Origin of the sequence: Acinetobacter genomosp. 33YU (genome assembly GCF_001990725.1) — a bacterium.
GTDB lineage: Bacteria > Pseudomonadota > Gammaproteobacteria > Pseudomonadales > Moraxellaceae > Acinetobacter > Acinetobacter seifertii.
Genome location: NZ_LFZQ01000011.1, coordinates 159951 through 172468, shown reverse-complemented (window position 1 = coordinate 172468; position 12518 = coordinate 159951). Strand labels below are relative to the sequence as shown.

At 37.0% G+C, this 12518-nt stretch carries 14 protein-coding genes; 5 read left to right on the top strand and 9 right to left on the bottom strand.

Features of this window, described 5'->3' with window-relative positions; genetic code table 11:
* Positions 1 to 156: 156 nt before the first annotated feature.
* Positions 157 to 591 (top strand): HIT domain-containing protein, encoded by a 435-nt coding sequence (locus tag AC056_RS14370; protein WP_004701924.1) that lies wholly within the window; start codon positions 157 to 159, stop codon positions 589 to 591.
* 52 nt (positions 592 to 643) lie between these two features.
* Entirely contained in the window at positions 644 to 2113 is a 1470-nt protein-coding gene (locus AC056_RS14365) for an adenylate/guanylate cyclase domain-containing protein (protein WP_019459027.1), read from the top strand.
* 50 nt (positions 2114 to 2163) lie between these two features.
* Here AC056_RS14365 and fdx read toward each other — a convergent pair whose 3' ends face one another.
* The 8 genes from fdx to AC056_RS14325 form a co-directional block, all read right to left on the bottom strand.
* Positions 2164 to 2502: an ISC system 2Fe-2S type ferredoxin gene (gene fdx, locus AC056_RS14360; RefSeq protein ID WP_002049779.1), complete on the bottom strand. Its 339-nt coding sequence runs from the start codon at positions 2500 to 2502 to the stop codon at positions 2164 to 2166.
* An 18-nt stretch (positions 2503 to 2520) separates the two neighbouring features.
* Positions 2521 to 4380 (bottom strand): Fe-S protein assembly chaperone HscA, encoded by a 1860-nt coding sequence (hscA, locus tag AC056_RS14355; RefSeq protein WP_039251356.1) that lies wholly within the window; start codon positions 4378 to 4380, stop codon positions 2521 to 2523.
* A 38-nt stretch (positions 4381 to 4418) separates the two neighbouring features.
* Positions 4419 to 4937, bottom strand: coding sequence for a Fe-S protein assembly co-chaperone HscB (hscB, locus tag AC056_RS14350; protein ID WP_004701919.1), 519 nt, complete (start codon positions 4935 to 4937; stop codon positions 4419 to 4421).
* Between the two features lie 82 nt (positions 4938 to 5019).
* On the bottom strand, positions 5020 to 5340 hold the full coding sequence (gene iscA, locus AC056_RS14345; RefSeq protein WP_004701917.1) for an iron-sulfur cluster assembly protein IscA: 321 nt from the start codon (positions 5338 to 5340) through the stop codon (positions 5020 to 5022).
* Between the two features lie 30 nt (positions 5341 to 5370).
* Complete coding sequence (gene iscU / locus AC056_RS14340) at positions 5371 to 5757, bottom strand: Fe-S cluster assembly scaffold IscU (RefSeq protein WP_002049835.1); 387 nt, start codon at positions 5755 to 5757, stop codon at positions 5371 to 5373.
* 66 nt (positions 5758 to 5823) lie between these two features.
* On the bottom strand, positions 5824 to 7041 hold the full coding sequence (locus tag AC056_RS14335) for an IscS subfamily cysteine desulfurase (protein ID WP_039251354.1): 1218 nt from the start codon (positions 7039 to 7041) through the stop codon (positions 5824 to 5826).
* 1 nt (position 7042) lies between these two features.
* Positions 7043 to 7516 carry an Rrf2 family transcriptional regulator gene (locus AC056_RS14330; protein ID WP_004701912.1) on the bottom strand — a complete coding sequence of 158 codons (474 nt, stop codon included), beginning with the start codon at positions 7514 to 7516 and terminating at the stop codon, positions 7043 to 7045.
* Positions 7517 to 7627: 111 nt separating this feature from the next.
* Complete coding sequence (locus AC056_RS14325; protein ID WP_039251352.1) at positions 7628 to 8275, bottom strand: hypothetical protein; 648 nt, start codon at positions 8273 to 8275, stop codon at positions 7628 to 7630.
* A gap of 210 nt (positions 8276 to 8485) precedes the next feature.
* On the opposite strand from AC056_RS14325, the gene AC056_RS14320 reads away from it, so the two are divergent.
* From AC056_RS14320 to AC056_RS14310, 3 genes are all read left to right on the top strand, one after another.
* A complete protein-coding gene (locus tag AC056_RS14320; protein ID WP_004701909.1) occupies positions 8486 to 8941 on the top strand; it encodes a phasin family protein in 456 nt (151 codons plus the stop codon).
* Positions 8942 to 9110: 169 nt separating this feature from the next.
* On the top strand, positions 9111 to 9383 hold the full coding sequence (locus AC056_RS14315; protein ID WP_001043034.1) for an HU family DNA-binding protein: 273 nt from the start codon (positions 9111 to 9113) through the stop codon (positions 9381 to 9383).
* A 131-nt stretch (positions 9384 to 9514) separates the two neighbouring features.
* Entirely contained in the window at positions 9515 to 11380 is a 1866-nt protein-coding gene (locus AC056_RS14310; protein ID WP_039251351.1) for a SurA N-terminal domain-containing protein, read from the top strand.
* Between the two features lie 48 nt (positions 11381 to 11428).
* Here AC056_RS14310 and AC056_RS14305 read toward each other — a convergent pair whose 3' ends face one another.
* Positions 11429 to 12367, bottom strand: a complete 939-nt coding sequence (locus tag AC056_RS14305; protein ID WP_416224619.1) for an AraC family transcriptional regulator — start codon at positions 12365 to 12367, stop codon at positions 11429 to 11431.
* Positions 12368 to 12518 lie beyond the last annotated feature (151 nt).

Here is a 12518-nt window from a genome sequence, read left to right as displayed (position 1 = left end):
TGCTACAATTGAAAGTTATGCACTATTTATACCTTGAGATATGAATAAGTGCATAAAATCATTATTATTTGTAAGCAAACAGGCTACTAATAATATTCACATCAAAACTGATGTGATAGTATTAGCCATTATTGTTTATTGTCATTTATAAAAGATATGTTTAGTTTGCATCCACAACTTGCTCAAGATACTTTTTTTGTAGGCGATTTTCCGCTTTCAACATGTCGTTTAATGAATGATATGCAATTTCCTTGGTTGATTTTAGTACCACGTGTACCAGGAATCACGGAATTATACGAATTGAGCCAAGCTGACCAAGAACAGTTTTTACGTGAATCAAGCTGGTTATCTAGCCAGTTAGCTCGTGTTTTTCGTGCTGACAAAATGAATGTTGCAGCTCTAGGTAATATGGTACCTCAATTACATTTCCACCATGTTGTCCGCTATCAAAATGACGTAGCTTGGCCTAAACCAGTGTGGGGTACACCAGCGGTGCCATACACAAGTGATGTTTTAGCTCACATGCGTCAGACCCTTATGCTTGCTTTACGTGGTCAAGGTGATATGCCTTTTGATTGGCGCATGGATTAAATCAATGTAATGCCACATCTCAGTGTGGCTACATTGAAATGTGGAGGATAGGGTGCAATTAGAGAGGTTTATAGATCGAGAACCTAAACAGTTTGCATATTTTCATCGTTTGATGGGGTATTCAATTCTGTCATTGATTTTAGTGATCTATGCTTTCACCTCACCAAATACTAATTATCAAATCTATATTCCTCCTTTTTTCCTTTTTTTACTTTTTATCAGTTCTAAATTAGAACATTGGTTACAGTATCAATTTGATAAGAAAACACAAAAAAGTGTTTTCTTTGCGATAGACACGATTGTGGTGGCAGTTACTCTTGCGGGAGTACACCTTAATCTCGTTCCAACATTTATTGCAGTTTTTGCTTTATTTTACTCAGCTATTAATAGTCGTATTTCGTTTGCAGTGATTTGCTTAACGAGCTTACTTGGTGCGATTATTTTTTATTTAAGTACTTTTTTCCTATTCGGTTTCCATCCATATTTTGAAGCTACTAGCCAAGAACTTACAGTAATTACTTTGCTTGGTCTGGTTATGTTTATAACCATTGGAAATTACTACCAACATCGCTGGGTCAAAAAAATTAGTCAGCAACGTCAGCATTATTATGATCAAATGACACGTTATATCGCTTTTGCTAATCAGTTAAGCCGCTATGCGCCATTACAGCTATGGCAATCTATTATGCGCGGTGAGGCTGAGGCAAAAATTGAATATAAACGTAAGAAAATGACAGTATTCTTTTCTGATATTCAGGGTTTTACTGAGTTATCCGAAACCTTAATTCCAGATGATTTGGCTTTCTTGCTTAATGACTATTTAAGTCATATGACTGAAATTGCGAAGCAATACGAGGCGACTGTTGATAAATTTATGGGAGATGCGATTCTCATATTTTTTGGAGATCCGAATTCACAAGGTGTTGAGCAAGATGCCAAATCATGTGTAGAAATGGCAATTGCTATGCGTCAGCAAATGAAGTTGTTGCGCGAACGTTGGAAGAAAATGGGATATTCGGCATTACATATCCGTATGGGTATTAGTACGGGTTATTGCCACGTTGGGAACTACGGGGCAACACACCGTATGGCTTATACGATTGTAGGTCGTGATGTAAATTTGGCGGCACGTTTACAATATGCTGCTGAAATCGATGAGATACTCATTTCTGATGATACTTATCAACTTATTAAAAGTGATTTTCTATGTGCACCTAAAACACCTATTTATTTAAAAGGTATTCAAGGTGCAGTAAAAACATGGCAAGTCATGGAAAAATATACAGGGAACAAGTCAGATCATCAGCAATGGTTTGATTATGAATATAAAGGTTTTCATTTAGTCCTGAACTTAGAAGAAGTACAGAACTACGAATATCCAGAATTGGTTGAAGTGCTTGAAAAAATGATTCAACGCATTAAAGTTCAACAAACTTTAATTAATACTCAAGGTGTTGCTCAGCTTAAACTTGAAGACGAAGTTAAGCAGATAAATATTGATCAAAAGCAAAACCAAATATAAATTCCAATAATAAAAAAAGCTGCCGAAGCAGCTTTTTTTATTATTATATTTTAATGATTTTCTGATGCATGGTTAATTGTGTATTTCGGAATCTCGATTTCAAGATCTTCATCTACGATTTTAACTTGGCATGAAAGACGAGAGTCTGGCTCTAAGCCCCAAGCACGGTCTAAAAGATCGGCTTCAACATCATTCATTTCTTCTAAGCTATCAAAACCTTTGCGAACAATGACATGGCAAGTTGTACATGCGCATGACATGTCACAAGCGTGTTCGATTTTGATACCTTTGTTGAGCAGACTCTGGCAAAGATTTGCATTTTGTTCAACCTCAAATTCTGCGCCCTCGGGACAAATCTGAGCATGAGGAAGTACTTTAATACGTGGCATATTGATCACCTATACCTTTTAGTTTGATTTTGACCAATCGTCGAGTTTTGTGCCTTTTAAGGCATGGTCAATATGTCGATTCATTCGTAGTGCTGCAAACGCATCACTATGTACTTTAAGCTGTTGAACTGCTTGCTCAATCGCTTGGATATCACTGCCTTCAAGCTGAGCTTTCAAGGATTCTTTTGCAGAGTTAAGAGCTTCACGCTGGTTTTCATCAAGTAAATCTGCATCTACTTTTAATGCTTGCTCTAGAGCCTCAAGTTCACGTTCTGCTTCAACTTTGGTTTCCTTTAAGTGACGAAGATTTTTGTCTTCTTCGGCATGTTGAAAACCTTCAATTAATAAGCGTTCCGTATCTGCTTCAGATAAACCATAAGATGGTTTGATATCAATATAGGCTTGTACACCAGAAGTTGTTTCACGAGCAGAAACAGTGAGTAAGCCATCTGCATCAACTTGGAAAGTGACTTCAATACGAGCTTGGCCTGCTGTCATTGGTGGAATACCATGAAGCACAAATCTGCCTAATGAGCGGCAATGTTCAACTAAATCACGCTCACCCTGAACTACATGAATTAACATGGCAGTTTGGCCGTCTTGATAAGTTGTAAACTCTTGACGACGGGCTACAGGAATAGCGGTATTGCGAGAAATTAGGCGTTCAACTAAACCACCCATTGTTTCTAGCCCAAGAGAAAGAGGAGTCACATCTAAAAGAAGTGAACCATCTTGACTATTGCCGATTAACTGATTTGCTGTAATTGAAGCACCAATAGCCACAACTTCATCCGGGTTGATTGTGCAAAGAGGCTCTTGATTAAAAACGTCACGGACTGCTTTTTGAACTGCATAAGAGCGGGTAGAACCACCCACTAAAACTACATTTTGAATGTCAGTTAACTCAAGCTTGGCATCACGTAGTACACGCTTACAAACACTAATGGTTTTATCTAGAGCCACTTGAATAATGCTTTCAAATGTAGGGCGATCTAGTGTAAGAGTTGTATCAATCAGCTTTAATTCAACTGAATCTTGAGTAGATAATTGTTCTTTAGCTTGACGCGCTGCAACTATAAATACGGCATAGTCTTCGTTACTTAATACATCAATATTAAGCTGTTTTTTTGCCCATTTCACAATTAGACGGTCTAAGTCATCACCACCCAGAGCTGTGTGACCACCAGTCGCTAGGACTTCAAATACGCCTTGTGAAAAACGCAAGATTGATACATCAAAAGTACCACCGCCCAAATCGTAAATTACATAGTTATGGTCGGTCTCTAAGTTACTTTCTTGATCCAATCCATAAGCAACTGCGGCAGCTGTAGGTTCATTTAATAAACGTAATACATTTAAACCAGCAAGTTGAGCAGCATCACGAGTTGCTTGGCGTTGAGCTTCATCAAAGTAAGCAGGAACTGTAATCACAGCACCATTAACAGGATTTTGTAGACTGTCTTCAGCACGATCTTTTAATTGTTTTAAAATTTCAGCTGAAATTTCTACAGGTGTTTTACGTCCAGCACGAGTTTCAAAAGCAGGCATCTCGTTTTCTGAGCCTACTAATTCATATGGATGCTGAAACTTAATATCTGCTTTTGAGCGACCCATAAATCGTTTAACAGATACAATCGTATTTTTTGGATCTGCAATGATAAATTGTTTAGCTTCTTCGCCATAATGAGTTGTATTGTCCCCATAATGAACGATAGAAGGAAGTAATCTTCTATTTTGAACATCATTGAGTACTTTAGGTTTGCCTGATAACACTGTCGCAACTAGTGAGTGTGTTGTTCCTAGGTCAATACCAATCGCAATGCGATGTTGGTGTGGGGCACTGGATTGACCCGGTTCAGCAATTTGCAAAAGTGCCATGAGTTAAATCCCTTGAAAATAAAGTAGAAAAAGCAAAATTAAAAATCATCGTCTAAATCAAAGCTGTCTTCTTCATCTAACAGTTGATCTTCTGCTTTATCAATATCGTTCAAAACACGTTGAAAGAAACGTAACTTACGTACGGTATCACGTGCTTCAGCCCAATCTTCTTCGCTGTAATCAATTTTGAATTCACGAACCAGGCCATCAATCCATTGTTGTACTTCTAGCTTTAAAGTACGTAAATGTTCAGTTGTTGTCGCTTCGTCAAGTTGTTCACGAAGTTCTAAAGCAGATTGTAGAAATTCAAAATCACTAATAGATTGATCAAGATGATGATCTTGCTTCTTAAGAGCTAAAAGATAAGCAGCACGACTATCTACTTGTGATAGTGTTTTAAAAGCTTGATTGATTTCACTTGATTTGATCAATGCTTGATCTTTATCTGAGGCTTTATCTGGATGATATTGTTGCTGCAAACTCAAGAAATTTGATTTTAAGCTTGCCAAATCGATATCGAGTGCCACAGGTAAATTGAACAACTCAAAATGATTCATTAGAAATGGGATCCGCGTTAATTAAATACATTAAAACAGTGCTTGATAGACACTGTTTTAATGAGAAAAGGAAAGGAGAGGGTTAAACAGTGAAAGATTCACCACAACCACATTCACCCTTTTTATTAGGATTGTTAAATTCGAACCCTTCATTAAGGCCATTTTTAACATAGTCCATTTCTAAGCCTTCTAAATAAACTAGGCTTTTCGGATCTACAAAAACCTTAACGCCGAACTGTTCGAAAGTTTGATCATGTTCATCGATTTCATCTACAAACTCGAGAACATAAGCCAACCCAGAACAACCAGAAGTTTTCACACCAACGCGAATGCCTTCACCCTTACCTCGGTTTTTAAGGTAATTGCTAATATGAGTCGCAGCATTTTCAGTTAAATGAATCATGAAAACTCCAACGTTTATAATGGTAACAAATTAAGCTTTTGACTTTTTACTACGATAATCTTCAATCGCAGCTTTAATCGCATCTTCAGCTAAAACAGAGCAGTGAACTTTTACTGGCGGAAGAGCTAACTCAGTCGCAATATCAATATTTTTGATTGCTTGAGCTTCATCAAGAGTTTTGCCTTTTAACCATTCAGTTACAAGAGAACTTGATGCGATTGCAGAACCACAACCGTAAGTTTTAAAGCGTGCTTCTTCGATTACGCCACTGTCATTTACTTGGATCTGTAAACGCATCACGTCGCCACATGCAGGTGCACCCACCATACCTGTACCAACATTTTCAGAGTTTTTGTCTAAAACACCAACATTACGTGGATTTTCGTAATGATCAATTACCTTTTCGCTATAAGCCATTTCGCTTCTCCAAACCTCGGGGTCAGCCTAATATTAATATGAGGGTTAAAACACTAATTTCAATAATTAGTGTTCTGCCCATTCAACTGTAGAAAGATCGATACCTTCTTTGTACATATCCCAAAGCGGAGAAAGTTCACGTAATTTCTCAACAGCGGCTTTGGTAATTGTAAGCACGTGGTCAATGTCTTCTTCAGTCGTGTATTTACCAAAACTAAAGCGAATCGAGCTGTGTGCAAGCTCATCAGATAAACCTAATGCGCGAAGAACATATGAAGGCTCTAAAGTTGCAGAAGTACAAGCTGAACCACTTGATACGGCAGCATCTTTAAGCGACATCATTAAAGATTCACCTTCAACAAAGTTAAAGCTGACATTTAAATAGTTTGCAACGTTTTGAGTTGGATGACCATTTAAGAACACTTGTTCAAGACCTTGTAAACCGTTCCAAAGTTTGTCACGAAGTTTACGAAGACGCTCTTGTTCTGCATGCATGGTTTTGCCTGCGATTTCAAAAGCCTCACCCATACCTACGATTTGGTGAGTAGCCAAAGTACCAGAACGCATACCGCGCTCATGACCACCACCATGAATTTGTGCTTTTAAGCGAACACGTGGGCTACGACGTACATATAATGCACCAATGCCTTTTGGACCATAAATTTTATGAGCAGAGAAACTCATAAGATCAATTTTCATAGTAGATAAGTCGATATCAACTTTACCAGCTGCTTGTGCTGCATCTACATGGAAAAATGTTTTATTGGCACGTGTTAATTCACCAATCGCCGCTACATCTGTAACTGTACCAATTTCATTGTTTACCATCATAAGAGAAACAAGAATGGTATCTGGGCGAAGGGCAGCCTTCACCATCTCAGGAGTAATTAAACCTGTTTGTGGCTGTGGCTCTAGGTAAGTAATTTCAAAACCTTGTTCTTCTAATTCACGACAAGGATCTAGAACAGCTTTGTGTTCAATCTTACTTGTAATGATATGTTTGCCTTTAGAAGCGTAGAATTGAGCTACACCTTTAAGAGCAAGGTTATCTGATTCGGTTGCACCAGAAGTCCAAACGATTTCACGTGGGTCAGCTTTAATTAAATTTGCGACTTGCTCACGTGCATATTCAACTTTTTCTTCTGCTTGCCAGCCATAAGCGTGGGAACGAGATGCAGCATTACCAAAGGTACCGTCGAAAGTTAAACACTCCATCATACGTTCTGCAACTTGCGGATCTACTGGAGTGGTTGCTGCGTAATCAAGATAAATTGGACGTTTCATATCAAATACCTGTACCCGATAAAAGAGCTGAATCTATGCCAGTCACATTTTGGCGTAGTGCAACAGTTTGAACGTTGTCTCGGCTAATGAGGTCGGCAAGAGTGATTTTGGCTAAATAGTCGGCAATATGATGAGAGAGTTCTTGCCATAAATCGTGAGTCAGACACATTGCACCATTTTGGCAGTTACCTTTATGGTCGCAACGCGTTGCATCAACAGTTTCATTTACGGCTTCAATGATTTCTAACACAGTAATTTCATCAGCGTTTCGAGCCAAATGGTAACCACCATTTGCACCGCGAACACTAGAAACTAACCCATGACGCTTAAGTTTAGCGAATAACTGCTCTAAGTAAGCAACTGAAATAGATTGACGTGCGGCAATTTCGGCGAGCGTGATCGTTTGTTCAGTTGGCTGCAAAGCTAAATCAAGTAGAGCAGTCACTGCGTAGCGACCGCGAGTTGTAAGGCGCATGATTCGATACACATGTTAAGACTAGATAATAGGATTTTATGAATCCCGACTAAAATAGTCAAGTTTTTTTATTTTTAATTCAAGTGTAGGATCAAGATAGAAAAAAATGAGTTATGCTGCCCATAAATTATATATCAAATAAGCAATAAATATTAGGCTAATTATACCAAAGCACAAGTTAATATTGCGTTGGCGCTGCTTTAAACGTGCAATTCGATTCTGATATTGTTTAATTTCTACATTTAATGAATTGATCTCTGAACGTTGTTGATCGATTTTTTCAAGTAATGGGGCAATTCTTTTACGTGAAGCAAGTGTCTCAGCTTCGTCATCTGGCGTGTTGAACCATTGTTTCCAGTCCGCTAGAAGTTTAGGTAATGTGAGATGTGAAATTAAATCGATGAGTTCTTTTTTAGTTTCTGAATCTCCATCAATTCGCATGTTGTTTAAACTACGTTGATTTGAGAAAGCGAAAATTTTGATAAGATCGATAAGTGTACTATTTATTTCTAAATCAATACGACGGTCATATGAGTGAATATCAAATAGCAAGCCTTTCTCAGTAAATTGCACATAGAAGTCGAAAAATGGCAAATAGCTATTAATGCGGATTGTGATTTTATTAGCGATAAATTTTTTCGCTTGCAAGCGAAGAACACCATCGTGGGTGAGAATAAATGAGAAAAAAGTTTCTAAAATAATTAGAACAATATTCAGCAACAGACGTGGATGTTTTTGTCTTTGTTGCGTTTCACTCATAAAAGTTTATCCTTAAATATTAGAGATTAATTGAGGGAATGAGACATCCTATCTCAAACTTAGCATAATGTCCTGTTAAATATATTTACATGACATGATTGTTTTGTAGAACAGTTTCATAAATGTATCAAGTCTTGACTTTGATATTATAAGAATATTTTGTGGTTAAATAAGACTTCGTCTGTCTCATCCGATCAGGAGCTTAGATCAATGGATAATGCAAATATAGAAACACAAGTAGAAGAGCAAGGAGAAAAAAATAAATTAAAATCAAAAAGTTCTAGGAAGTCTGCATTAGATTTTAGAAAGTATACTAAACAGATCTGGTTAGCAGGTCTAGGTGCTTTTTCTCGTGCTGAAGAAGAAGGTAATAAACTATTTGACTCGCTAGTCAAAGTAGGTGAAGAGCTTGAATCCAAAACAGGTGATTTAGCAGATACAACTGTTGGTAAAGTAACCGAAAAAGCCAAAGAGTCTGTTTCTGACACCAAAGACAAAGTTGAAAAAATCTTAGATACCAGTGTGAATCATTCTTTAAATAGAATTGGCTTAGTTACTCCTAAGGACTTACAGCACATAGAACAACTCTTGGTTCAATTGCATATAAAGGTTGATGCTTTAATTGAAGAAAATCAAAAATTGAAGGCAAAATTGAATGAAAAGTAAAAAAATGTAGGGATTTAGCAAATATATAACAGTTTTTTAGCATTTATTTTTGCTAAAAGCTCTGCTCTAGTATTGCGTTTTCCCCCAAAGCATTGCTATAAAGGCGTCATGGCCTTTTAAACTATAGCCTTGGACCTTAAACAAACGATATTAAGAGGATGTTTTATTCATGAATAAATCAGAATTAATCGATGCAATTGCTGAAAAAGGGGGAGTATCTAAGACTGATGCAGGCAAGGCACTCGATGCGACAATTGCGTCAATTACTGAAGCACTAAAAAAAGGTGACACAGTAACTTTAGTTGGTTTCGGTACTTTCAGTGTTAAAGAACGTGCTGCACGTACTGGCCGTAACCCTAAAACTGGTGAAGAGCTTCAAATTAAAGCAACAAAAGTACCTAGCTTTAAAGCTGGTAAAGGTCTTAAAGATTCAGTTGCTTAATCTTTTAAGATGATTAAACGCGCCAATATAGGCGCGTTTTTTATTAAAAATCTGAATTGACCAATATTGCTCATTCATTCATTGTGGTTTTTCAGTTAAAATTCTCCTCGAAATAAAATATTGGAATACTTATGGAATCTTTTCGTACAGTCATTAAGGGTTGGCTAGGCAAAGTCCTTTTAATTTTGTTTTTGACCCCTTTAGCGCTTGTAGGTATTAATGGATATTTTAATAGGGGAAACAAGGCAGATGTCGCAAAAACTGTCAATGGACAGGACATATCAAAAAAAGACCTTGAAACTTTAACGCAAAGGTATAAAGAACAATATTTAGCTGCTGTAAAGGGTGATGAAAGTTTACTTAATTTACCGGTAATTCAAGCGAAAGCACTTGATATATTGGTATCTCGTAATTTACTCATTCAGCAAGCTGAAAAACTCGGTATCTCTTTAAGTGATGCTCAAATCGAGCAAATGTTGGCTCAACAGCCAAGTTTGCAAGAAAATGGCCAGTTTTCACAAAAATTATATGAAAATTATTTGCGCTCGATTGGTATGACAAGCCAAGCTTTAATTGCGAGCTTGCGTCAAGATCACGCTTTAAAAATGTTGACTTCAACTTTCTCAGATTATTCTTTAGTAAGTAAAGTTGATTTAATGCAAATTGCGAATTTGCAAACAGAACAACGTACATTACATTTGGCTAGTATCAAGTTGGACAGTTATAAAACTGGCTTAACTGCATCGAATCAAGAAGCTACTGACTATTACAACAAACATCAAAATGAGTTTAAACAGCCTGCTTCAGTTGATGTGGATTATGTTGTTTTATCTCCATCTTTAATGGCTAAGCCTGCACCAGCAACGGATGCTGAGCTTAAGCAAGCCTATGCGAAGTTTGTAGAAACTCAGCAAAAAGATGCTAAACGTGTTGTTAAACATATTCTTATTACGACTGATGGTCGTGATGATGCAGCAGCCCAAAAGCTTGCTAAAGATGTATACGCAAAAATCCAAGGTGGTCTTTCATTTGCTCAAGCAGCAGCCCAGTTTTCAGAAGATCCAACTTCGAAAGCGAAAGGCGGCTTAGTTGAGGCATATGCACCTGGTATTTTCTCTGATGCATTTGATAAAACTGTTTTAAGTTTGAAAAATGGTCAAGTTTCACAGCCAGTAAAAACACAATATGGTTACCATATTATTGAAGCAGAAACCCCAGCGACTCAAATTCCTTCATTTGATGCTGAGAAGGCACGCTTAACTGCAGAAGTTGAAAAGAATAAAGTCGCTACTGTTTATTCAGATACCGTTAATAGTTTGAATGAAACGATTGTTGGTAATGATTCTTTAGATGCAGTTGTACAACAAGTCAAAGGTACAAAAATTGAATCTTTAAATGGTGTAACTTTAGCTACTCAAAATCCGCAATTAAGTGATCCAAACGTAAAAATTAAATTGTTTAACGATGATGTGAAAAATGGTGATCGTAATGCTTCATCAAATATTCAATTAGCGAATGGCGATACAGTCTGGATTAAAGTACGTGACTATCATGCAGCTGGTGTTAAACCAATTGCTCAAGCGATGAATGAAGCGAAAGCTAAAGTAATTGATGAAAAAGCACGTAAAGCGGCTCAAGCAAAAATTGCTACAATGTTGACTGAATTCAAAACTCAGCCAGCTGAACAGGTTGTTGCAAAAAATAATGTACCTTTTGAATCTGCTGGTGTCTTTACTCGTTCACAAGGTTTGAAACGTGCAATTGAGCGTGCAGCATTTAGTGTTCCTACGCCAAAACCAGGTATGTGGTCTGTTACAACAGCGAACTTACCAAATGAGTTAGTCGTTGTTGCAGTTTCTAATGTAAATTCAGCTGCGGTAAATGCTATGCCAGCTGACCAGTTAAAGCAATTACAGCAGCTTTATCGCCAGTCTCGTGGGCAGCAAATACTTGAAGATTACAGCGAATACTTAAAGTCACACGCTAAAATCAAATAAAACTTATGTAATAAAAAAAAGCGCTTCGGCGCTTTTTTTATTACTGATCTAGACTACTCCAATATAGTTTTGTCTATATTGTTTAGGCGATAAATCAAATACTCTTTTAAATGCCTGACTAAACGCTGTTTCTGAAGAATAACCGACTTTATTTGAAATTTGTTGAATTGATAAATTACTTGTACGCAGATATTGGCTCGCTAAACGAAAGCGATAATGCTGTAAATATGTAAGAGGAGGTTCACCAATAATACTATTAAAAAGATTGGCAAACTTAGATCGTGACATGCAACATTGTTCAGCTAATGATTCGACAGTCCAGCTTGCTTCAGGTTGACTATGAATTGCTGATAGAGCATTACTCAACTCAGGGTGAGTTAAGGCACCTAACCAGTTTTGCTGATCTGACATTTGTTGAATATGATCACGAATACATTCAATTAAAAGAATACTCACTAAATGATCGATAATCTTGTCATGCCCAGGTTGAATTTTTTGTGTTTCGACTGCTAAAAAATAAAGTCCTATTTGCAACCATTCAGGAGGAGTGGTTTGGTTCTCTCGTTGAATATGCATGATAGGTGGTAATGCATTAATAAGTGGTCCTGCCATATGCGTATCAACTTGACAGCGTAAACACAGCAGTAATGTATTTTTAGATGCTGCTGAACCGAGCTCAATCGGGTCTTGTCGATGTCCGTTAAATAACGAAGTAATATCGACAGGATCTACAAGTTTACTTACAGTCGCTTTTGAGTCTGTAGCATGGTGAGCTTTTCCAGAGGGAATTAAAATAATATCTCCAGCACTTGCTGTTATTTTTTCTGAAGCATTTATTTGAATATATACAGAACCGGTTAAAACAATATAAGCAAGTAAAGCAGATTGATCTTGTGTTTTAAAAGCCCATTCATTTTGTGCTTTGATATAGATATATTCTGACTTATTTAAGTGGATATCATCAAAAAATTTACTTAGTGCATCCATGTTTACGTGATCAATCATTATTTTAATAAAATTATAGTGAGCTGTAAGAATAGATCAACATGTGTTTTTAGGACAAAAAAGTGGAAGAAAATGCCAAAGACTTTGAAATAGGTTTTTTGGACGGTTACAACTGTTAAGCAAATGGTATTTC